The sequence below is a fragment of the Duganella sp. Dugasp78 genome, assembly GCF_059491455.1.
In genome coordinates, this window is the sequence record NZ_CP168506.1 from 6313020 (window position 1) to 6333851 (window position 20832).

A 20832-nucleotide genomic window follows, 5' to 3' on the forward strand; every position below is an offset into this window, starting at 1 on the left:
AATCCATCATGAGCACTGACATCACCAAACCCAACGACAGCAAGCGCAAGACCGTGCTGGCCGCGATCACGCTGCTGTTCCTCGCCGCCGGCGCGGCCTACGCGGTCTACTACAAGGCCGTGCTGTCGAAGGAGCAGCGGACCGACAACGCCTACGTCGGCGGCAACCTGGTCAACCTGTCGTCGCAGGTGACCGGCAACGTCACCGAAATCCGCGCCGACGAAACGCAGATGGTGCAAGCCGGCGCCACGCTGATCAAGCTCGATCCGGCCGATGCCGACATCGCGCTGAGCCAGGCCGAGGCCCGCCTCGGCACGGCGGTCCGCCAGCAACGCCAGCGCTACGCCGACGTCGCGCAGTACCAGGCCACCGTCGCACTGCGCAAGCTGCAATTGAAAACCGCAGAAGACGACCTGGCGCGCCGCAAGCCGCTGGCGGCCGACCACACCGTATCGGGCGAGGAAGTCGACCACGCGCGCCAGGCCGTGGACAACGCGCGCGCCGCGATCGCGGTGGCGCTCAAGCAGGCCGAGGCCGCGCAGGCCGGCGTGGCGGGCGTGCCGGCGGCCCAGCATCCGGCGGTGCAGGCGGCCAAGGCGGACTACGTGCAGGCGTGGCTGGCGGCGCGCCGCAACACCATCGTCGCGCCGGTGTCAGGCTATGTGGCCAAGCGCAGCGTGCAGATCGGCGCGCGCGCCACGCCGGGCACCTCGCTGATGGCCATCGTGCCGCTGGACCAGCTGTGGGTGGACGCCAACTTCAAGGAATCGGAGCTGCGCGACATCCGCGTCGGCCAGGGCGCAAAGATCGAGGCCGATATGTATGGCAGCAAAGTGGAATTCCACGGCAAGGTGGTGGGACTGTCGGCCGGCACGGGCAGCGCGTTCTCGCTGCTGCCGGCGCAGAACGCCAGCGGCAACTGGATCAAGGTGGTGCAGCGCCTGCCGGTGCGCATCGCGCTCGATCCCAAGGAGCTGGCCGAGCATCCGCTGCGCATCGGCCTGTCGACCACGGTGACGGTGGACATCAGCAAGACCGACGGCCCGATGCTGGGTGCGGCGATGCCGCAGGCGCCGGTCTACAGCACGCAGGCGCTGACGCAGCCGCTGCAACAAGCCGCCACCGCCGCCGACGCCATCATCGCCCGCAACCTCTAACCCCACCGCAGTCATTCCCGCGCAGGCGGGAATCCATAGAACGCTGCCGCACCAGGCTCAGTATGGATTCCCGCCTGCGCGGGAATGACGTTATTTGCGCAGCTCGGCGTCGAGCTGGCGGATCGCCGCCTGCGCCTGGGTGATCACGCGATCGGCGATGCGCTGGCGCATGCCGGGCACGCGGCCCGCCGCTTCGGCTTCCAGCAGCAAAGGCGTCAGCAGTTGCAGCGCGGAGTCATGGAAGCCCTGGGCCACCAGATCCAGCTGCGCATTGAAACTCAGCTCCGCCGCTTGCAACTGCTTGCGCAGCTCAGCTTCGAAGGCGGCGCGCTTATCGCGGATCTCGGTGCGCTTACGCTTGCCGCCATCCGTAAACCATTTGAACGCGCCCGCCAACAGCACCGCGCCGCCGACAAACGGCGCCACCGGCGCCACCACCGGCAGCACCACCGCCGCGCCGATCAGATAAGCCGCCGTGCCAGTGCCGGCCGCCACCACCGCCCCGCTCATCAAGGTGACATTGGCCGCCGTATCGACGCTGTTGACGATGCGCGTGCCTATCCTCAGGCGCGGCATCAGCTTGGCCAGCGTCGAATGGTGCTGACGCTGGAACACCGACGACTGATTCAAGCGCATCGCCTGCTGGAACAGCCGCAAGTCCTCCTGCAACAGATGCAGCGACTGCTCCTTGCGCCGCACGATGCGGTCCAGCCGCCGCTCCATCTCCTGGCCGAACTGCTGGCGTCCCATGCTGGCCCACACATCCTCATCCTTCCACTGGTCGGTGTTGAGGCGATCGGTGATCGCCAGTTCGATGGCATTGCCGGCATCGTGCACGGCGTCGTCGATTTCCTCCAGCAGCAGGCGGCGTTCGTAGGCGATGCGCTGGTCCACCAATGTCAGGCGCTGCAGCACCTGGTTTTTCAGATCGTTGGCGGCGCTGGCCAGGGTGGCGGCCATGGCCTCGCCCACCGACAGCATGCGCGCCTGCTCCAGATAGGCGCTGATATCCTGCGCGATGGCGGCGGTGGTGCTGCCCACCAGCTCCCGCAACTGGCCATGATCGATGTCGCCGGACTGGAAATTGCGCGCGTGTTCGACCAGCACCGGCTGCCCCGCATGACGGCCGAAATCGGCCACGGCATCGGCCAGCGAACGGCCGCGCACCAGCCGGCGCGCCTGCTCGCCCAGGCTGGCGAGGATGCCGCGTTCCTCGGCCTGCGGCAGGCGGTTCAGGTCTTCGGGCGACAGCCGGGCCGACAAGGCCTTGGCCAGCCGTTGCGCCAGCCCACGGGCATCGGAACCATGCAGGGCCAGAAGCGGGATGGTCATGCCGAGTGCGTTTTCACGCGCGGCCTGGTCGATGCCGGCGCTGCTGCGGCTCAGGGCGTTGAATGCCCAGTCGACGTCGACGCCCGATTCGATGGCGTTCAACACCAGCGCGGTGAAGACGGCGGAGGATTTGCCGTCGCCGGCGATGTCGGTGACGGCGGCGAACTGGGCCAGCGTCAGGCTGCCCTCGTTGCCAGCGATGGCGCCCACCGCGCGCGCATAGGCAGAGCTGAAACTCTGGTCGCTGGACATGTGCTCGTCCAGCGAGCGCACGTTGACCACATGGGTATCGCCTGGAGTACCGTGCTGATTGTTCACACCTGCTCCGCTTCGTAAATAATGCTGTTATTGCATTCTAACTGAAGCGGCTCGATCGCTGCGTGAGCAGGCGAACGGCTAGAAGCGGAAGTAGTCAAGCCTGCACCACCTCGGTCGACAGGATCAACGTTTCCTTGATCTCCTCCATCACGACATAACTTTTCGACTGCGCCGCGCCCGGCAGGCTGAGCAGCATATCGCCCAGCAGCTTGCGGTACTCGGCCATTTCATGAATGCGCGCCTTGATCAGGTAATCGAAATCGCCCGACACCAGATGGCACTCCTGCACCTCGGGAATCCGCAGCACCTCGCGCCGGAACTGCTCGAACACCGGCCCCGACTTCTGGTTCAGCGTGATCTCCACGAACACCAGCAACTTCGCCCCCAGCGCTGGCGGATCGATGCGCGCGTGGTAGCCGGTGATCACCCCGTCCCGCTCCATGCGCTTGACCCGCTCGATGGCCGGCGTGATCGACAAGCCCACCTGCTCGCTCAAGTCCTTCATCGAGATGCGCCCATCCTCCTGCAGGATGCGCAATATCTTTCTGTCCAGTTTGTCCAGGCTGCGGACCGATTCTTTTTGAATTCGCATGAAAATCCACTGAATATATCAAGTTATACAGTAACAAATACTAGTGATACAAGCATACCATAGCGGAATATCTGGTATGGCTAAATAATCGGGAGACTGTATGCGCGTAGTGATCTTGGGTAGCGGTGTTATCGGCGTCACCAGCGCCTACTATCTGGCGCAGGCCGGCCACGATGTGACCGTGCTCGACCGTCAACCCGGCCCCGCGCTGGAAACCAGCTTCGCCAACGCCGGCCAGATCTCCCCCGGCTACGCCTCCCCCTGGGCCGCGCCCGGCATCCCGCTCAAAGCCATGAAATGGATGCTGCAACGCCACGCTCCGCTGTCGATCACGCCGGACGGCACGCTGTTCCAGCTGCAATGGATGTGGCAGATGCTGCAGAACTGCAATACCGAACGCTACGCCGTCAACAAGGAACGCATGGTGCGCCTGGCTGAATACAGCCGCGACTGCTTCAAGGCCCTGCGCGCCGCCACCGGAATCGCATACGAAGGTCGCCAGCAAGGCACCACCCAGCTGTTCCGCACCCAGAAACAACTGGACGACGCCGCCAAGGACATCCAGGTGCTGCAGGAAACCGGCGTGCCCTACGAGCTGCTGAACCGCGAACAACTGGTCGCCGCCGAACCCGGCCTGGACCAGAACAAGCTGGTCGGCGGCCTGCGCCTGCCCAACGATGAAACCGGTGACTGCCAGCTGTTCACCACCCGCCTGACCGCGATGGCCGAGCAGCTGGGCGTCAAGTTCCGCTACGGCGTCGACATCACCGGCTTGGTCACAGACGCGCGGTCCGACGCCATCGCCGGCGTGCAGTGCGGCGCCGAGCTGGTGACGGCCGACTCCTACGTGGTCGCGCTGGGCGCCTACTCGACCACGCTGCTGAAGGACCTGGTCAAGATTCCGGTCTACCCGCTGAAGGGCTACTCGATCACCGTGCCGATCGTGAACGCCGGCGCCGCGCCGGTCTCCACCATTCTGGACGAGACCTACAAGATCGCCGTGACCCGCTTCGACGACCGCATCCGCGTCGGCGGCATGGCCGAGATCGCCGGCTTCAACCTGAACCTGAACCCCCGCCGCCGCGAGACGCTGGAAATGGTGGTCAACGACCTGTTCCCCGGCGCCGGCGACACCGCCGCCGCCAGCTTCTGGACCGGCCTGCGTCCGATGACGCCGGACGGCACCCCGGTGGTCGGCCGCACCGGCCTGCGCAACCTGTTCATCAACACCGGCCACGGCACGCTGGGCTGGACCATGTCCTGCGGCTCGGCCCAGCTGCTGTCCGACCTGATTTCGGCGCGCCGCCCCGCCATCCTGGCGGACGACCTCTCGGTCAGCCGCTACCAGCGCGACAGCGCCACGCGCCGTCCGCAGTTCGCCAACGCCTGACGCACCCCGCTTTTCCCCGCGCGCGGCGCCCGTGAAGGCGCCGCGCGCGCCTCCCTGCTGCGTTCCGCGCCCCGCCGAATCCCTGATACTGTGGCATTGTCGCCTCCTCCCTGCGCCTGCAATCCAAGATGGCGTTGAGATTGGGGCCGCGCATGCGTATAATTTTGATCATGAATAAACTCGAAGCATTCGGCCATATCGCGGCGCTGGCCATCCGCGGTGAACTGGTTTTCCCGACCAGTGTCAATGCGGCACTCCGCGTTCAACTCGCACTCGACGATCCGGAATGCCCGGTCGACAAGGCCATCAGCCTGGTGCTCGCGGAACCCATCCTGGCCGCACGCACCGTTGCCATCGCCAACTCGGCGATGTTCAACCGCTCCGGCGCGCCAATGATCACCAACGTGCGCGGCGCCATCATGCGCATCGGTTACCAGAACCTGTTCGCGCTGGCCGCCGCCATGGTGGTGCGCCAGTTCGGCGCCAAGATCGCCGACCCCGACCTGCGCTACAAGGCGGAAAAGCTGTGGGACCACACCATCGCCGTGGCGGCGCTGTCGCGCATCATCGCGCGCCAGGTCACCGGCGTGAATCCGGACACCGCGCTGTTCGCCGCCATCGTGCATGAGGTAGGCGGCTTCTACCTGCTGTCGCGCGCCGACGAATTCCCCGGCCTGCTGGAAGAGGATCCTGAAAACTGGCACTCGGCCAGCGAGGAGATCATCACCCGCGAAGTGATGCGCAAGCTGTGCATCCCGGAGCCGGTGGCCGAAGCCATCGAAGGCCTGCGCGACAGCTTCATGTCGATCCCGCCGGACACCCTGCTCGACACGCTGCTGCTGGCCAATCACCTGACGCCGGTGAAATCGCCGCTGCAGGAAGCGCAGCGCGACCTGCCGCCGCACTCCGACTCGGCCATCGACCTGTTCATCGACGAGCAGAAGCTGGAAGCCATGCTGGCCGAAGCCAGGATCGACGCCATCGAGATGAACGCCGCGCTGCTGGTCTGAAGTTCAACCCGACTTCAACTCAGCGATTGGCATAACCGGAACGGAACGGCTTGCGGCTGCCGTCGGGCGCATACACATAGCGGTCGACGGCGCCGATATCCGCGCCATACACATGCACGCCGACCGACACCCGGTCATCATAAGCGTTGCGCACTTCATGGATGTCGCCCAGGGTGGGCGACACCGCGTTCACCTCTCCCGCCCGCAACAGTAAGGGCGCGCCGTCCAACACCAGTGCCCCGCCCTCGTCGTAGCGCCAGGCCTGCGCCACCTCCGCGCCGCGCAGGATACCGGCCAGGCCCCACACCGTGTGATCGTGCAGCGGCGTGCGCTGGCCCGGTCCCCACACAAAGCTGGCGACCGAATAGCGCAACGCGGGATCGAGATATAGCAGGTACTGCCGGTAGAACTGCGGATGCGGCTGCGCCAGCGCATCGGCCAGCCAGTCGTCGTGCGCCAGCAAGGCGCGCAGCAGCGCCCCGCCCTGCGCCACGATGTCGGCTTCGGCCGGACCGCGCGCCAGCAGCAGGTCCATGCCATCGACAAAGCGCCGCAGGCGCGGCGGCAGATCCGGTAGTTGCATGCTTTCTCCGGCCGAGGATATATCACCCCATCTTAACGTAATTTGCTATTCTGATGCCCGCGACCATCACGGAGAATTGAATGCAGAATGCGCCACTGTCCTACGGTTCCGACTCATCGGGTCTGGTTTGCGGCTACCTGTTCGGCCGCGCGCCCGACAGCAAGGGCCTGCCGCTGGACGCCGACGCCGCCTGCCAGTGGCTGGCCGTGCGCGAGCAGCATCCGCAGGAATTCATCTGGCTGCACTACAACCTCGCCAACACCGCCAGCGAGAAATGGCTGCACGAGCACACCGCGCTGCCGGAGGAATTCTATGAGAGTCTGCACGAAGGCCCGCGCTCGACCCGCATCGAAATGGCCGACAACACGCTGATCGCCGTGGTCAACGACGTGCTGCACGATTTTTCGTTCGAGCCGTCCGACATCTCCACGTTGTGGCTGAGCGTCGACCGGCAGATCGTCATCAGCGCGCGGCGCAAGCCGCTGAAGGCGGTCGACGGCCTGCGCAACGCGGTGCGTAACGGCGAGCCGATACGCTCGTCGGTGGAACTGCTGATCCACCTGCTGCGCGACCAGGCCGACGCGCTCATCAAGATCGTCCGCAACGCCATCAGCACCGTCGACGAGATCGAGGACAATCTGCTGGCCGGCAAACTGAAGACCAAGCGCGCCAGCCTGGGCGCGCTGCGGCGCGTGCTGGTCCGCCTGCAACGGCTGCTGGCGCCGGAACCTGCGGCGCTGTTCCGATTGCTGCAACGGCCACCGGCCTGGGTGGCCGAACTGGACGCGCAGGAGCTGCGGCAGTCGACCGAGGAGTTCTCGATGGTGCTGGCCGACATGGCCTCGCTGCAGGAGCGCATCAAGCTGATACAGGAAGAGATCGCGGCGCTGGTCAACGAAGGCAATAACCACAGCCTGTTCGTGCTGACCATCGTCACGGTGCTGGCCCTGCCGATCAACATCATCGCCGGCCTGCTGGGCATGAACGTCGGCGGCATCCCGCTGGCGCAGGACCCGGAAGGTTTCTGGCTGGTGGTGGCGATCGTCGCCAGCTTCACCGTGATCGCCGGCTGGCTGGCCTTCCGCCGCCAGCGCGAGGTGTCGTGAGCGGAGACCATGCATAAACTCAGCAATCGCTTCAACTACCTGCGCGGAATGGAAGCCCTGGCTGCCGTCGTGCTGCCGATTACTTTTATCCTGGATTGGCGCAAGTCCGCAATGGATGTGCATTGGCCGCTTGGACTGTCGGCGCTGTTCACGGTCAGTTATCTGCTGGTGCAGGGTGCCCTGTATTGGCAACTGAAGCACAGCGCCTTGTCAGCGTCGGCCCCATTGCCGGGCTACTTTGACCGGCTGTTCAACGCGTTCAAGGCATCCAATCTTGTGCTGCTCGGCGGCATGGCGCTCGGATTCGCTGTCCAGATAGCGGGCGCCGGGTGGAGCACGCGATTGGCATGGCCCCTCGGAATTTTCCTGTTCGCCGTGCTTGAGCATATTAACTATTACCATTACCAGCTCATGTACGACACATCCGCGTCGGTGCGTTACGTGCTGCGCAATCGCCGCCTTCGCAAAGCTGCACTCGGTGTCGACTTGAGTCGGCGTGCAGGCCGGAGTGCGTAAGCTCGTGGTTAAATACATAGTTAGAAAAATCGCTTCGGGGCTATTATTCTTGGCAGCTTTGAGCAGTGCTGCATTAGCAACTGATTTTCAACATCTTGAAACAAGATTCGGAAAAATCAGCGCCATTAACGGCCCAGAGAAAGTCTCCATTCGCTATCGAGACAAAGTCATACTGACGACTGAGGCAGACGGAGCTAGTCTGTCCCGCATAACTTCAGATACCGGCAACGAATACGTCATCGTGAACTTTTCACAAGGCGGTCTCAACTGCCGTGGCTTCTTTCAAATAGTAGAGCTTTCATCGAGTGGAGCCGCCAAGGTTTCCCAAGAATTTGGGGAATGTTTTGAGCTTGGCGGCGCGGGCTTCCTTGCGGCTGATCCAGTAGTGCATCTTAAACGGGCCATTGACGGCAATCCTGTTGAAATGGTGAGTTTCCTTTGGCGGGGCGGAGCGATTAGTAAGATTTTCGAATCTACCGATAGTTGTCGCTCACTGGACTTTTCAGCGACGACCGTTGCCAAAAAAGTCAATTCCAATATGGAAAAGCAGGTCGGCGGCGCGGGGAGATTGCAGTTCTATTCGGCGCCCAGCGACACCTGTGCAAAGAATGGTGTGTTCGTTCTTTCGGGAGACAGGCTCATGTCGTCACTGAGATTTGAAGACTTTGCATACGTGACGTACACAAATCCAAAGACCGCTAAGCAGGCTAAAGGATGGGTGCATGCCGATCGGCTCTCTCCTGCAGAAAAGTGACCGTCCGCAACGGAGAGACTTCAGTCAAGGTGACAAAGCGTGAACCTTTCGCATGAGCAAGATGCTATCCTGATCACAGCCGGCCGGATTCGGCCAAGAGCTGACCTACAATCGCATGCATATACGTCCACATCGTCTTTGAACGCTGAAAATTGAACGGTGACGTGTGAGAATTGAAGAGTATGTTTTCTTTGTTCGCGGCGCTATCATGTGGCTCTGCTCGTAGAACCATTGAAAGTAAAGATGATGCGATTTCAACCGAACCGTGCGCCCCTTGTTTCCGTAGCCGCTTCCATTGTCGGTATCGCACTGGTCGCCAATGCCGTATTTTTGGTTCCGAGCGGCCAGCTGGGCCACGCCCTGATGGGCGCTGGCCTAGGCCTATATTGCTGCATCTGGGCCCTCGTCCCCTACGGCGACTTCTTCCGCGTTGCGCGTATGCCGGTCCGTCTCGACGACAGCGCGGAGCGCAATGCCTACGCCAAGTTGTTTCCTCCTCGCCTGCTGCCAGCAATGTGGTTGTCGATGGCTCTGATGTTCGGCGGGTTTGTCTATAACGTGGTTGGCGTTTTTAGCTGAGCGCTGCTTTAACCTCGTTCGCTATCGGCCAGAAGCGGACCTCGAAATTTATGAAATTATCGTTCCTTTCATTGCGCTCGCTACTAAGGGAATTGCTCGTTTTTTGGGCTAAGAAGTCAGCAAACGGAAGCTGACATTTTTTGCGAATATTTAGAAATGACAATAGCAGTTCCAATATTATGACGACGTCTTCATCTGCATCCAATCCAGAGAATGGTAGTTTTGAAGTTAGATTCCTGAACTCCCGTCGAGTATCGTTGATTTTGGGGCGCGTTCAAGTTGATGACGGAGTTTTTCCCTTTACGGTGGCTCCGAACTGTGTTATTGATCGCGCCACTAACGAAGAACGAGACGCGCTAAAGGCGTTGCTGAGTAGTCGGCGCCCTAGCAGCCAGTTTGAAACTCCGTACTTGCAATACGAATACGATAAAGTAACTGTAGTTTCAAATGAAAATCAATCGAGCTGGCATTGGACTCAATTGGACGCCAAAGATTGGCGCTACTATGTAATTCGCACTCCCTCAGCCGGCTCTACGAGCCATTGGATTGGCTATGCCTCGGAACTATGTGACACTCCGTTCAACAATCAAGGGCTTCATATTGATAGCTATGGGGGAGCAGGATGGCATGATCAGCTTCTAAACATGATGCACTCTTCCGCAGGGATAGAAAAAGGTGTTGTACTGACTCCTGAATCGTTGTTGCAAGTGACCAAGGTGTACGCTGCGATTGCTAACCTCCTTGGGCCCGATAGACGACCAGGAACTCACTCAGTAATAGAACACGCCCTGCAAAGATTGTGGTTGCTCAATGCTCAATCCTCTGAAACCTTGTTTGAAGTTCTGGGACTCTTCGCGATTATCGAATCACTTATAACTCACAAGCCGATTGACAAGGGCGACTCCATTAATCATCAAATTACAACTAAAGTTGCACTACTGTCCCGCACGTTTGATCAACCAATCCCGTATGATGCTTATTTCGGAAATACGTCTCCGAAGAAGGTTTGGGATAAGCTATATGGTTATCGTAGCGCCGTCGCGCACGGTTCCATTCTGACCTTTGAGGGCGAGTTTACGATCTTGCGCAACTCAAGTCATGCGAATGAATTTTTGAGAAAAGTCACGCATTCACTTTTAAGAAATAGCCTGAATGAACCTGAGCTTTATGAGGATATCCGCGCTTGCTGAATGGTGTTAGCGGAGCCTGTAGCAGGATTTAGGCAACAGTTCCAATTTCCAAATTGGCCCTGAATTTGTCAGCGCTTCTCAAGGTCCGAGATGGGGCGGAAGCAGCCTACCAGCCGACGCGTCGTATGAATCCAAGTCGGAGCTAGCACACATAAGGAGAGTGAATGAACGGACCATCCCCCGATAACCCACATCCAATGGCTGGCTTCCCGCAAGTCTGCTACATCAAGAACACGGTCAACAATCCCAACATCGTCATCGGCGACTACACCTACTACGATGACCCTGACGACTCGGAAAACTTCGAACGCAACGTGCTGTATCACTTCCCCTTCATCGGCGACAAGCTAGTGATCGGCAAATTCTGCGCGCTGGCGCGTGGCGTCAAGTTCATCATGAACGGCGCCAATCACAAGCTGTCCGGCATCTCGACCTACCCGTTCCAGATCTTCGGCAACGGCTGGGAGCAAGTCATGCCGGCGCCAGGCGAACTGCCGTACAAGGGCGACACGGTGATCGGCAACGATGTGTGGATAGGCTACGACGTGCTGATCATGCCCGGCGTGACCATCGGCGACGGCGCCATCATCTCATCGCGCTCGGTGGTGACGGCCGACGTCGCGCCATACACTGTCGTCGGCGGCAATCCGGCCAGGCAGATAAAGGAGCGCTTTGCGCCCGACGTGGCGGCGCGCTTGCAGGCGATCGCGTGGTGGGACTGGCCGGTCGAACATATCACAACCAACCTGGCCTTTATCGTGGCCGGCGATGTCGAACTGCTGGCGCGTCTGGCACCGCATTCCTGAAGCGCCAGGCGCGCGTCCCGCCGTAGGCCGCGAACAGCACGCCCATCGCCAGCGCGATCAGGTTGTCGCGGCGGTAGCTGCTCCGCACCGTGTCCAGGCTGGAGACCTCCTTGCCTCCGACCGTGACGCCGTAGACCGCATAGAACCGCCCCGGCAAAAAACTCGGACTACTAACCTGCTCCGGATGGTAACGCACCTTGATCGGATAAGCCTCGGCATCGTGAATCGCCGCGCGCAGGCGCTGGTCCGAGTCTCCCTTAACGAACAACACGAACTGGCGCGACTCACCGTCCAGCGTGAAATACAGGCCGCCCTGCGCTGCCTGCGACCAGGCCACGCGGCCGCTGGCCGTCTCCAGTTGACCGGCGTCGGGGAAGTGGCGCTCCAACGCGACGAACAGCAGCATCAAGCCGATGCCGAGCAGCAGAAAAAAGTACGCGCCGCGCTGGCTGGCAAACCAATTCTTCATCGTGATTCTGTGTATGAGTGATGTCGCATCATAGCGCAACGATGTATAGTTAAGGTTCTTGCAAGCCGAAAAACCGATAACGTGCGCATTCAACTGAGAGAAAAAATCATCCGCGTCTGTAACGACAAGATCGCGCAAAAGGGTGAGACGGTGGGACTGTCCTTCTACGCCTTCTTCGCCAACAAGAACGACGACCCGGAGCTGCTGATGGAAGCGGCCGAATGGTGGATACGCAAGCACAAACTCGATCACTTCGAGAAGGCCGTCAAGATCCGCACCGTGGTCGAACAGCAGCAATAGCCGCCATGCAGATCGACCACCTGTTCATCCGCTTCGACCACGGCGCGCAAGACCAGACCCACGATTGCCGTCCCAGCCTGCCGCTAGTGCTGCACCACTGAGTTTATAAACATTTTTGTTTACTTATTAGTGGCGTCCGCTTACAGTATCGATACTCGCTACTTTGATCGCCGACCATGAAAACACCCCTGCTGATAGGCGCCGCCTGCCTGCTGGCCCTGCTCTCGACGATAGGCGCATCGCTGCCCTATCCCATCCTGCCGCCGCTGTTCGCCGCCGGCGTCAGCAACGGCCTGAACCAGTTCCTCGGCCTGCCGCCCAAGCTGCTGTTCGGTCTCGCGCTCACCATCAATCCACTGGGGCTGCTGATCGGCTCCGCGCTGCTCGGCCCCATGTCCGACCGCTACGGCCGCCGCCCGGTACTGCTGATCACCGCCGTCGGCGCCGCAATCGGCCACGCAGCCACCGCCTGTGCGCTGCTGCTGGAATCCTACCCGCTGTTCATCGTCGCCCGCTTCGTCACTGGTCTGCTGGAAGGTAACGGCTCGGTCGCGCGCGCCATGCTGGCCGACCGCCTGGACGGCGACCTGCGCCGCAAAGCGCTGTCGTGGCTGAACGGCGCCTTCTACATGGGCTGGCTGGCCGGTCCGCTGGTGGCCGGCGTCACGCTGGCGTGGGGCCTCACGGTGCCGTTCTGGATCGCGATGGCGGCGCTGCTGCTGGTGGCGCTGCTGGTGGCCGCGGTACTGCCGAACGAGGCGCCCTCGCTGGCGACCACCTCGTGGTGGCAAGTGGCGCGCGACCGCCATTCGCTCAACCTGCTGCGCGAGCCGGATTTGCGCAACCTGTTCATCGTCACGCTGGCCTACACCTGTGGCGTAACAGCGTTCTACGAATTCTATCCACTGTGGCTGGTCGAAGTACCAGGCTACGGCGCGCGCGGCATAGCCTGGACCACCGCCGCCATGTGCGCAGTGATGACCACCACCACCATGTTCGCCGGCCGTCCCTTCAAAGGAGAGCCGCTGCTGCGGGCGCGCCGCTTCGCATTGATCACCGCCTCGCTGATCGCGCTGCTCGCGGCCAGCAACGCGTGGATCGGCATCGCCGCCATCATCCTGTACGGCATACCGCATTCGATCTACAACGCCATCGTTCCCAACTGGTGCGCCGAGCGCTTCGGCGCGCACGGACAAGGCGCCGTCATGGGCCTGATCTCCACCACCTTCTGCCTGGCCAATATCATCATGGCCTTGATCGGCGCGGTCCTGACCCTGATCGACACGCGTTTGATCCTGGCGCTGGGCGCGGCGCTGACGGCGTGGTCGGCCTGGCGCATGCAGACCTGGCACGCCAGCATGGCCCGCAGTGACCGCGACAAGCTCGAAGGGGCGCTGCAATGAACACCGCCGAACACACGCTGTTCCTGCTCAAGACGCGCGGCCCGCAAACCGCGCAGCAGCTGGCAGGCCTGCTCAACCTGACCTCGATGGGCGCGCGCAAGCAGCTCGAATCGTGGCAGGAAAAAGGCATGGTGACGTACGAGGAAGTGGCCGACAAGCCAGGCCGCCCGTCGCGCCGCTGGCTGCTGACCGAGGCCGGCCACGCGCGCTTCCCCGACCGCCACGCCGACCTGACGCTGCAGCTGATCGACCAGGTGCGCGGCCTGTTCGGCGAAGCCGGTCTCGATAAATTGATCGGCGCACGCGAAGCGGCCAGCGAGCAGCAATACCGCCAGCACCTGCAAGCATCCGGCACACTGCCGCAGCGGGTGCAAGCGCTGGTCCAGGCGCGCAGCACCGAAGGCTATATGGCCGAAATCGAAACCCGCGACGACGGCAGCATGCTGCTGATCGAGAACCACTGTCCGATCTGCGCCGCCGCCCGCCAATGCCAGAAGTTCTGCCGCTCGGAGCTGGACGTGTTCCAGCGCGTGCTTGGCCCCGAATGTTCGGTGGGCCGCGTCGAGCACATGCTCAACGGGGCGCGCCGCTGCGTCTATGTGATCAAGCCACTGTAGGTTCCAGCAGCGCGGCCATGAGGCGCGCCGGCGCCTGATCCTGCAGCAATTGCCGCAGCTGCTCCGGCGGCAGCGGACGGCTGAACAGATAGCCCTGCATCTCGTCGCAGCCGTTCCGGCGCAGGAAGGCTTGCTGCTGCTCGGTCTCCACGCCCTCGGCGATCACGCGCAGGCGCAGACGGTGCGCCAAGTCGATGATGGAGCTGGCGATGGCCTCATCGCCCTCGCTCACGCCCAGGTCGCGCACAAACGATTTGTCGATTTTCAGAGTGCTGATCGGGAACGACTTCAGCGCCGACAGGCTGGAATAGCCGGTGCCGAAATCGTCGATCGCCAGCGACACGCCCATCGCCCGCACTTCCGCCATCTTGTCCACGGCCTGCTGCAGGTCGCGCATGATGACGCCTTCGGTCACTTCCAGCTCCAGCCATTCGGCCGCCAGGCCGCTGTCGGCCAACGCCAGCGCCACGCGCTGCACCAGCCCCTGCTCTTCGAACTGGCGCGGCGAGACGTTGACGGAAACCCGCAGCGGCGGCAGGCCGGCGTCCTGCCAGGCGCGGTTCTGGCGGCAGGCGGTCTGCAACACCCACTCGCCCAGTGCGATGATCATCCCGCTTTCCTCGGCCAGCGGGATGAAGCGGTCCGGCCCGATGCGGCCGTGATGCGGATGCTCCCAGCGCACCAGCGCCTCCACGCCGAAAATGCGGCCCGTATGCAGGTCGACCTTGGGCTGGTACTCCAGGCGGAACTGGCCTTCGTCCAGCGCGCCGCGCAAGCCTTCCAGCAGCACCAGCTTCTCTTCGATGCAGGCGTTCATTTCGCGGGTGTAGAACTGGCAGTTGTTCTTGCCCAGGTCCTTGGCGCGGTACATGGCGGCGTCGGCGTGCATCAGCAGCGTTTCGGCGTCGTCGCCGTCGTTGGGATAGACCGCCACGCCGATGCTGCAGCTGACCTGCACTTCCTGCCCGTTCAGCGTGATCGACTTGAGCACCGCCTCGCGCACCCGCTCCAGCACCGGCGCGGCGAGCTCGCTGTGGCGCGGCTCGTTCAGCACCAGCACGAATTCATCGCCGCCGAAACGGCCCACGGTGTCGCCGGCGCGCAGGCAGGCGCCCATGCGCGCGGCCACCACTTTCAGCAGCTCGTCGCCGGCGTTGTGTCCCAGGCCGTCGTTGACCAGCTTGAAGCCATCAAGATCGATGAAGGCCACCAGCACCGAGCCGCCGCTGCGGCTGGCCTGGGCGATGGTCATGTCGAGCCGGTCGGCGATCAGGCTGCGGTTGGGCAGCCCGGTCAGCGCATCGTGGTGTGCCAGGTGCAGCATGCGCTCCTCGGCCAGTTTGCGTTCGCTGATGTCGCGCACAATGGCCACCAGCCCGCCCTCCACCGGCACCACCTGCTGGTGCAGCCAGCGCGCTCGCAGTTCCGGGATATTGCTTTCCCATTCCTGTTCATGCACGCCACCTACCCGCGTCACGTGCACCAGGTGCTCGAACATGCCGTTGTCGCGCGCCTGCGGCATCAGGCCGCACAAAGTCATCAGGCGCAGCCGCTCCTTGCTGTAGCCCGTCATTTTCTCCGCCCGCGAGTTGGCGTCGACGAACACGAAGTCGATGATCTCGCCGCCGATGTTGCGTACTTCGCGCAGGACGAAGAAGGCGTCCAGGCTGGCCGCGGACGCCGCCGCATAGGTCTCCTGCGCGCGCCGCATGCGGGCGCGGTTGCGCGCGCCCTGCCAGGACCATAGCCACAGCAAGGCGGTGCTGAGCACCAGCACCGCGCTGGCGACCGAAGCCTCCCAGGTTTTCTCGCGGCGCTGACGTTCGAAGCCGGCCATCTGCTCCCGCTCCGCCAGGCCGACCACCACGTTCAGCGCGACGCCATGCAGCTCGCGCATGCCGCTGTAGCGGCGCACGCCGTCGATGGCGCTGATCTGCTCCGTCACCACCTCCATGTGCTGGCCGAAGGACAGTTTGTCGCCGATGCGCAGCGAGCGCACCACGCCGTCGCTGCCCACCAGCCCCAGCATGCCGTGTTCGCCGAGGCGGCTGCGCTCATAGCTGCTGGTGAAGTAGGCGGGATCGGTTTCGACGATGACGATGCCGGCGAAATTGCCCGCTTCGTCGTCCAGCCGTCGCGTGAAGTGCAAATGCCATTCGGTGTTGGCGGCGTCGCGCGTGGCCTGGCTGACGAAGGTGACGCCGCTGTCGCGCTCCTGGTGGAACTTGAAGTAGTTTTGATCGGCCACCGAAATCGGCAGCGCCTTGGGATTGCTGGCGACGGTGAGGCCGTTGCGGTCGACGATGCTGACCACGAACACAACGCCCGGCGGCAGCAAGCCTTCACGGCCCAGCTCCGGCAGCGCGCCCAGCGCGCCCTTGCGTTCGACCGCGTACTTGAGCACGCGCAGCGTCTGGTCTATGCCGTCCAGGCTGCGCGCCACCTGCGCCTCGTAAGTGCCCATCAACTCGCGCAGCGAATCGGTGGCGGCTTCGCGCGCGTGCGCTTGCTCGGCGTCGATCTCGTGGAAGGTCACCACCCAGATCGCCACCAGCAGCAGCAAGGCAAACAAGGGCAGCGAGACATGCGTGTCCAGTCCGCGCCGCAGCCAGCGGTTACGCAGGGTCTCTTTGCGGGCGCGCATCGTCATCGCGTCACCAGCACGGCCTTGACGCTGGAATCCAGCGCGGCGCGGTCGATATAGCCGATCATCGACGGATTCTCAGCCACCATCTTGCGCACGGCGATGCTGTTGTCCAGCTCACGCGGCGGCTGGCCGCGGCCGGTGAACACCATCTTGGTCCAGTAAGCCTTCATCAGCGCCGGCGACTTGGCCGCCACCTTGTTGTAGAACTCATCGCGCAGCGGGCTGCCGACCGGCAGGTCCAGCGCCATCGCTTCCTCGCCGCCGGGGAAGCGGCCGGTCTGCGCCAGGAAGATGTCGGCCACCTGGTCGGGGCGCAGTACCGATAAGGGATTGCGGGCCGAGACGATGACGACCAGTTCGGCCGCGCCGGCGCCGGTGCACGCCAGCACCAGCAGCAACAGGGAGATCAGGCGGAGGATAGACATGTCATCCCCTTCAGAACACAAAGTCGACCGACGCGCTCATCACGCTGATCGGATGGCCGGACTGGAAGCCCGGCTGCACGTTGATGAAGGTGCCGTTCGAACCTTGCCGCGGCGTGAGGCGGTCGTACTGCAGCTTGAGCGCGTAGTTGGCGCGCAGGTCCCAGCGCATGCCGACGGTGATGCTGCGCTGCTGCGGAATGGCGTCCAGCAGCTGGTTCAAGCCGGCGTTCAGCTGGGCGCCGGCGCCGGCCAGCGGTGGCGGCATGCCACGCAGGTCCAGCCCCGCGCTACGGGTCGGCATATTGGCGCGCGACACGGCGTAGCCGAGGTACGGCGTCAGGTCGCCGAAACGATAGCCACCGCTGATGTAGGCGACGGTCTTGTCGCCCAGGTAGGAGCGGGCATTCATGCGCCCTACTTCGCCCATCAGGAACCAGACGCCGGGGTCGTAGCTGGCGCCCAGCGAGACGACGTCGGCGCGCTTGGCGTCGACATCGTAGCGTGCCGTCAGCGCCGCGCCCTGCGGTCCGAACTGGTTCATGCCGGCGAACAGATCGCCCGCCAGGTTGAGCGACAGCTCGGCGCTCATCGCACTGGCGCGCACGGTCAGCGCGCCGCTGGTGGTGGTGTTGGACAGGCCGGTCAGCGCGCGCGCCACGGCGTGCGCCTGGGGCGCGACGCGGATGTCGTTATGGCCGAAGAAAACCTGGGTGACATTGTTGGTGCCGGCCGCGCTCCAGCGGTAGCTGGCGTCGATACCGTCGCTATTGCTGATCGGGATGGCGCCGTACACCTCGACCGGCGGCCGCACCCACGGCAAGGCATAACCGGCCTTGCGGTAGTCGCCGGCCAGGAACAGCGGCAGCGCGATACGCCCCACGCGCAGGCTCAGGTCCGGCGTGGCCTGGTACTTGATGTTGGCCCATTCGACCATCGGCGCATAACCGTTTTGCAGCGTACGCTCGGACAGCACCTGCAGTACCGCCGACCAGTGGCTGTCCAGGTTCAGGCCCAGTTGCATGCCCACGCGGCTATCCACCGTGGCGCTCCATTCGTGGCTGGCGCCGGCGTTGCCTGGATTGAGGACGTTGCCGGTGAAGTCGGACTGGCTGTCATTGCTGTGCACAAGACCCAGCGTGCCGTAGCCGCCGAAGGTCCAGCGTGGCGCGCCGGCGCTGTCGTCGGCCTGCGCCATGGCGCAGGACAGCAGCGTCAAGGTGAAAACCAGCGAGGCCCTGGTGGCGCGCAGCGGTGAAAAATCAACGGTCATTCGTGGTTCCTGTCCTGTCTAACGTTACATGCAGTGTGTTCTGCCAAGTGCACCGTGTTCAGGACGCGAAAAGACGCGGGCGCCGTCCGCAAGCGCGGGCGGTCGTGCTCAACAAGGTGGGGATGTAGGTACTTTATACTGCCGTACGGCAACTGTCGATGGATTAGAGCACAACACCAAAAAATCTATCGAAAAACCACGTATTTGAATAAACAAATGCTAATAGAGATGCTATTTAAGCAGCGAATATATTGTCTCGTTGCTCAGCTTGCGGATGTGATCACACCCCTTCGGCGTCCTTGAACACGGCATCGACAAAGTCGACGAACACCTTGACCCGGGCGGCGCGCTGCTGCCGCTGCGGATACAGCACCGATACGTCCGGCCCTGGCGCCTGCCATTCTTCCAGCAGCGGTACCAGCGCTCCGCTGCGCAGCGGCTCGATCAGCGACACCGACAGGTGCTGCACCACGCCTGCCCCGCGCACCGCCGTCTCGATCAGCGATTCCACGTGGTCCATCGCCACCGCGCCGCGCGGGGTAGCGGTGAAGGGCTGGCCGTCCTGCTGGAAGGTCCACGGCCGCAGTTGGCGAGCCTTGGGATAGACGAAGTTCAGGCAGGGGAAATCGTTCAGGTCATCGGGATGCTGCGGCCGGCCGTGGCGCTCGATGAACTCCGGCGAGGCGCAGCAGATATAGCGATTCTTGAAAACGCTACGCGCCACCAGGCCGGAATCGGGCAGCTCGCCGATGCGCAGCATCACGTCCACGCCCTCGTCCACCATATCGATCAGCCGGTCGCTGGCAGTCAGGCGCACACTGAGCTCGGGATACGCGGCCAGGAAGCGCGGCAGCGCCGGCGCCACGAACTGGCGCGCCAGGATGCCCGGCATGTCGACCCGCAGGGTGCCGCGTGGCGCCTGGTGGGCGTCGTTCATGCTGCCTTCCAGCTCCTCCATTTCGTCCAGCAGACGGCGCGCCTGCTCGACGCAGCGCCGGCCCTCATCGGTCAACGACATGCTGCGCGTGGTGCGGTTCAACAGCTTGACGCCGAAGTGCGTTTCCAGCACACCGATCTGGTGGGTCACCGACGATGTCGAGATCCCCAGATTGGAAGCCGCACGGCTGAAGCCTCCGGCATCGACGACGGCGCAAAAAACCTTGAGGGCATCCAGACGGTCCACGTTTTCTCCTTGTTCTGGGCTGATTATCCACGATTCCGGGATACTGAATGCGGCGCTGCCCACTTTTTCCCGCCACCGCCAGGTCGCAGAATAGCTCCATCAACCAATCACCAAGGAGCCGCGCCATGAACACCATGCAAGCCGTCGTACTGAACGCCTTTGATACTCCCCTGTCGGACCAGCGCATCGCCCGGCCGGTCGCCAGCGCCGGCCAGGTGCTGGTGCGCGTGATCGCCAGCGGCGTCAATCCGCTCGACACCAAGATCGCCGCCGGCAAGGCCGACCACGCCCAAGTCCAGTTGCCCGCAGTGCTGGGCATCGACATCGCAGGCATCGTCGACAGCGTCGGCGACGGCGTGCAGGGATTTGCCGTCGGCGACCGCGTCTTCGGCATGACGGGCGGCATAGGCGGCGTGCAAGGCTCGCTGGCGCAGTACGCCGCGGTGGACGCCCAACTGCTGGCGCACATGCCGTCGCAGCTGACGATGCGCGAGGCGGCCGCCCTGCCGCTGATCTTCATCACGGCATGGGAAGGCCTGGTTGACCGCGCACGCGTCGCACCCGGAATGAAAGTGCTGGTGCACGGCGGCGCCGGCGGCGTTGGCCACATGGCGGTACAGCTGGCGAAGGCGCGCGGCGCGCAGGTCTACGCCACCGGCAGCGCCGGCCAACGCGAGGCCATCGAAAAAATGGGCGCGACCTTCATCGACTACCAGAGCACCAGCGTCGAGCAATACGTTCAGCAGTACACCGACGGCGAAGGTTACGACGTGGTCTACGACACGGTAGGCGGCGCCACGCTGGACGCCTCGTTCCGCGCAGCGCGCCAGTACGGCGGCCATGTGGTGAGCTGCCTGGGCTGGGGTACGCATGCGCTGGCGCCGCTGTCGTTCCGCGCCGCGACGTATTCCGGCGTCTTCACGCTGCTGCCGCTATTGTCCGGCAAAGGCCGCGCGCATCACGGCGCGATCATGAAGGAAGCCAGCGCGTTGGCCGCCGCCGGCAAATTGAAAGTGGCGCTGGATGCAGGCGTCTACACGCTGGATGCAGCCAGCGTCACCGCCGCCCACGTGGCGCTGACCGAAGGCACGGCACGCGGCAAGGTGGTGGTGCAGGTCGCTGAAGTTTAAGGCTTGAGTGGGCGGTTTCATCGCAGCCAATTGACATCCAACGAGACATCCCCAA

General features: G+C 63.2%; 21 protein-coding genes. 13 read left to right on the top strand and 8 right to left on the bottom strand.

Going from position 1 to position 20832, the window contains the following annotated elements; genetic code table 11:
* Positions 1–8: 8 nt before the first annotated feature.
* Positions 9–1157, top strand: coding sequence for an HlyD family secretion protein (locus ACEN9O_RS27930; protein WP_495615047.1), 1149 nt, complete (start codon positions 9–11; stop codon positions 1155–1157).
* 90 nt (positions 1158–1247) lie between these two features.
* On the opposite strand, the gene ACEN9O_RS27935 is transcribed toward ACEN9O_RS27930, so the two are convergent.
* Both ACEN9O_RS27935 and ACEN9O_RS27940 read right to left on the bottom strand, forming a co-directional pair.
* Positions 1248–2807: a hypothetical protein gene (locus ACEN9O_RS27935; protein WP_495615048.1), complete on the bottom strand. Its 1560-nt coding sequence runs from the start codon at positions 2805–2807 to the stop codon at positions 1248–1250.
* A 94-nt stretch (positions 2808–2901) separates the two neighbouring features.
* Positions 2902–3399, bottom strand: coding sequence for an Lrp/AsnC ligand binding domain-containing protein (locus tag ACEN9O_RS27940; protein ID WP_495615049.1), 498 nt, complete (start codon positions 3397–3399; stop codon positions 2902–2904).
* Between the two features lie 100 nt (positions 3400–3499).
* Between ACEN9O_RS27940 and ACEN9O_RS27945 the strand changes: the two genes are divergently transcribed.
* Together ACEN9O_RS27945 and ACEN9O_RS27950 are read left to right on the top strand one after the other, a co-directional pair.
* Positions 3500–4789 carry a D-amino acid dehydrogenase gene (locus ACEN9O_RS27945; protein ID WP_495615050.1) on the top strand — a complete coding sequence of 430 codons (1290 nt, stop codon included), beginning with the start codon at positions 3500–3502 and terminating at the stop codon, positions 4787–4789.
* Positions 4790–4959: 170 nt separating this feature from the next.
* Positions 4960–5799, top strand: coding sequence for an HDOD domain-containing protein (locus tag ACEN9O_RS27950; RefSeq protein WP_495615051.1), 840 nt, complete (start codon positions 4960–4962; stop codon positions 5797–5799).
* Between the two features lie 19 nt (positions 5800–5818).
* Here the strand turns inward: ACEN9O_RS27950 and ACEN9O_RS27955 are convergent, their stop codons facing one another.
* Positions 5819–6382 (bottom strand): cysteine dioxygenase family protein, encoded by a 564-nt coding sequence (locus ACEN9O_RS27955; protein ID WP_495615052.1) that lies wholly within the window; start codon positions 6380–6382, stop codon positions 5819–5821.
* Between the two features lie 80 nt (positions 6383–6462).
* Between ACEN9O_RS27955 and ACEN9O_RS27960 the strand changes: the two genes are divergently transcribed.
* The 6 genes from ACEN9O_RS27960 (at position 6463) to ACEN9O_RS27985 (ending at position 11333) form a co-directional block, all read left to right on the top strand.
* A complete protein-coding gene (locus tag ACEN9O_RS27960; protein ID WP_495615053.1) occupies positions 6463–7488 on the top strand; it encodes a transporter in 1026 nt (341 codons plus the stop codon).
* A gap of 9 nt (positions 7489–7497) precedes the next feature.
* A complete protein-coding gene (locus tag ACEN9O_RS27965; protein WP_495615054.1) occupies positions 7498–8004 on the top strand; it encodes a hypothetical protein in 507 nt (168 codons plus the stop codon).
* Positions 7997–8758, top strand: a complete 762-nt coding sequence (locus ACEN9O_RS27970; protein ID WP_495615055.1) for a hypothetical protein — start codon at positions 7997–7999, stop codon at positions 8756–8758. The genes ACEN9O_RS27965 and ACEN9O_RS27970 overlap by 8 nt, the downstream gene beginning before the upstream one ends.
* 243 nt (positions 8759–9001) lie before the next feature.
* Positions 9002–9337, top strand: a complete 336-nt coding sequence (locus ACEN9O_RS27975; RefSeq protein WP_495615056.1) for a hypothetical protein — start codon at positions 9002–9004, stop codon at positions 9335–9337.
* A 179-nt stretch (positions 9338–9516) separates the two neighbouring features.
* Positions 9517–10527 carry a hypothetical protein gene (locus tag ACEN9O_RS27980; protein ID WP_495615057.1) on the top strand — a complete coding sequence of 337 codons (1011 nt, stop codon included), beginning with the start codon at positions 9517–9519 and terminating at the stop codon, positions 10525–10527.
* 164 nt (positions 10528–10691) lie between these two features.
* Positions 10692–11333: a Vat family streptogramin A O-acetyltransferase gene (locus ACEN9O_RS27985; RefSeq protein WP_495615058.1), complete on the top strand. Its 642-nt coding sequence runs from the start codon at positions 10692–10694 to the stop codon at positions 11331–11333.
* On the opposite strand, the gene ACEN9O_RS27990 is transcribed toward ACEN9O_RS27985, so the two are convergent.
* On the bottom strand, positions 11281–11802 hold the full coding sequence (locus tag ACEN9O_RS27990; protein WP_495615059.1) for a hypothetical protein: 522 nt from the start codon (positions 11800–11802) through the stop codon (positions 11281–11283). The genes ACEN9O_RS27985 and ACEN9O_RS27990 overlap by 53 nt on opposite strands.
* Before the next feature lie 81 nt (positions 11803–11883).
* On the opposite strand from ACEN9O_RS27990, the gene ACEN9O_RS27995 reads away from it, so the two are divergent.
* The 3 genes from ACEN9O_RS27995 to ACEN9O_RS28005 all read left to right on the top strand — a co-directional run bounded on the left by ACEN9O_RS27995 (position 11884) and on the right by ACEN9O_RS28005 (position 14122).
* On the top strand, positions 11884–12102 hold the full coding sequence (locus ACEN9O_RS27995) for a DUF6500 family protein (RefSeq protein ID WP_495615060.1): 219 nt from the start codon (positions 11884–11886) through the stop codon (positions 12100–12102).
* Between the two features lie 176 nt (positions 12103–12278).
* Positions 12279–13505 carry an MFS transporter gene (locus tag ACEN9O_RS28000; protein ID WP_495615061.1) on the top strand — a complete coding sequence of 409 codons (1227 nt, stop codon included), beginning with the start codon at positions 12279–12281 and terminating at the stop codon, positions 13503–13505.
* A complete protein-coding gene (locus ACEN9O_RS28005) occupies positions 13502–14122 on the top strand; it encodes a helix-turn-helix transcriptional regulator (RefSeq protein WP_495615062.1) in 621 nt (206 codons plus the stop codon). Before ACEN9O_RS28000 ends, ACEN9O_RS28005 begins: the two co-directional genes overlap by 4 nt.
* On the opposite strand, the gene ACEN9O_RS28010 is transcribed toward ACEN9O_RS28005, so the two are convergent.
* The 4 genes from ACEN9O_RS28010 to ACEN9O_RS28025 all read right to left on the bottom strand — a co-directional run bounded on the left by ACEN9O_RS28010 (position 14109) and on the right by ACEN9O_RS28025 (position 19647).
* A complete protein-coding gene (locus ACEN9O_RS28010) occupies positions 14109–16772 on the bottom strand; it encodes a bifunctional diguanylate cyclase/phosphodiesterase (RefSeq protein WP_495615063.1) in 2664 nt (887 codons plus the stop codon). The two genes, ACEN9O_RS28005 and ACEN9O_RS28010, sit on opposite strands and share 14 nt — an antisense overlap.
* Positions 16769–17194 carry a phosphate ABC transporter substrate-binding protein gene (locus tag ACEN9O_RS28015; RefSeq protein ID WP_495615064.1) on the bottom strand — a complete coding sequence of 142 codons (426 nt, stop codon included), beginning with the start codon at positions 17192–17194 and terminating at the stop codon, positions 16769–16771. Before ACEN9O_RS28015 ends, ACEN9O_RS28010 begins: the two co-directional genes overlap by 4 nt.
* Before the next feature lie 10 nt (positions 17195–17204).
* On the bottom strand, positions 17205–18464 hold the full coding sequence (locus tag ACEN9O_RS28020; RefSeq protein WP_495615065.1) for a hypothetical protein: 1260 nt from the start codon (positions 18462–18464) through the stop codon (positions 17205–17207).
* A 280-nt stretch (positions 18465–18744) separates the two neighbouring features.
* The gene (locus tag ACEN9O_RS28025) at positions 18745–19647 is read right to left on the bottom strand and encodes a LysR family transcriptional regulator (RefSeq protein WP_495615066.1); all 903 of its coding nucleotides are present in this window, start codon (positions 19645–19647) and stop codon (positions 18745–18747) included.
* Positions 19648–19772: 125 nt separating this feature from the next.
* Here ACEN9O_RS28025 and ACEN9O_RS28030 point away from each other — a divergent pair, with 125 nt between their 5' ends.
* Positions 19773–20777 carry a zinc-dependent alcohol dehydrogenase family protein gene (locus tag ACEN9O_RS28030; protein WP_495615067.1) on the top strand — a complete coding sequence of 335 codons (1005 nt, stop codon included), beginning with the start codon at positions 19773–19775 and terminating at the stop codon, positions 20775–20777.
* Positions 20778–20832 lie beyond the last annotated feature (55 nt).

Bases quoted from the DNA above. Each gene is read 5' to 3' on its own strand.
- ACEN9O_RS27950 (WP_495615051.1), top strand. From the start codon at position 4,960: ATGAATAAACTCGAAGCATTCGGCCATATCGCGGCGCTGGCCATCCGC.
- ACEN9O_RS27940 (WP_495615049.1), bottom strand. From the start codon at position 3,399: ATGCGAATTCAAAAAGAATCGGTCCGCAGCCTGGACAAACTGGACAGA.
- ACEN9O_RS28030 (WP_495615067.1), top strand. From the start codon at position 19,773: ATGAACACCATGCAAGCCGTCGTACTGAACGCCTTTGATACTCCCCTG.
- ACEN9O_RS27960 (WP_495615053.1), top strand. From the start codon at position 6,463: ATGCAGAATGCGCCACTGTCCTACGGTTCCGACTCATCGGGTCTGGTT.
- ACEN9O_RS27955 (WP_495615052.1), bottom strand. From the start codon at position 6,382: ATGCAACTACCGGATCTGCCGCCGCGCCTGCGGCGCTTTGTCGATGGC.
- ACEN9O_RS27945 (WP_495615050.1), top strand. From the start codon at position 3,500: ATGCGCGTAGTGATCTTGGGTAGCGGTGTTATCGGCGTCACCAGCGCC.
- ACEN9O_RS27990 (WP_495615059.1), bottom strand. From the start codon at position 11,802: ATGAAGAATTGGTTTGCCAGCCAGCGCGGCGCGTACTTTTTTCTGCTG.
- ACEN9O_RS28020 (WP_495615065.1), bottom strand. From the start codon at position 18,464: ATGACCGTTGATTTTTCACCGCTGCGCGCCACCAGGGCCTCGCTGGTT.
- ACEN9O_RS27980 (WP_495615057.1), top strand. From the start codon at position 9,517: ATGACGACGTCTTCATCTGCATCCAATCCAGAGAATGGTAGTTTTGAA.
- ACEN9O_RS27965 (WP_495615054.1), top strand. From the start codon at position 7,498: ATGCATAAACTCAGCAATCGCTTCAACTACCTGCGCGGAATGGAAGCC.
- ACEN9O_RS27930 (WP_495615047.1), top strand. From the start codon at position 9: ATGAGCACTGACATCACCAAACCCAACGACAGCAAGCGCAAGACCGTG.
- ACEN9O_RS27985 (WP_495615058.1), top strand. From the start codon at position 10,692: ATGAACGGACCATCCCCCGATAACCCACATCCAATGGCTGGCTTCCCG.
- ACEN9O_RS28010 (WP_495615063.1), bottom strand. From the start codon at position 16,772: ATGACGATGCGCGCCCGCAAAGAGACCCTGCGTAACCGCTGGCTGCGG.
- ACEN9O_RS27975 (WP_495615056.1), top strand. From the start codon at position 9,002: ATGATGCGATTTCAACCGAACCGTGCGCCCCTTGTTTCCGTAGCCGCT.
- ACEN9O_RS28000 (WP_495615061.1), top strand. From the start codon at position 12,279: ATGAAAACACCCCTGCTGATAGGCGCCGCCTGCCTGCTGGCCCTGCTC.
- ACEN9O_RS28005 (WP_495615062.1), top strand. From the start codon at position 13,502: ATGAACACCGCCGAACACACGCTGTTCCTGCTCAAGACGCGCGGCCCG.
- ACEN9O_RS28015 (WP_495615064.1), bottom strand. From the start codon at position 17,194: ATGTCTATCCTCCGCCTGATCTCCCTGTTGCTGCTGGTGCTGGCGTGC.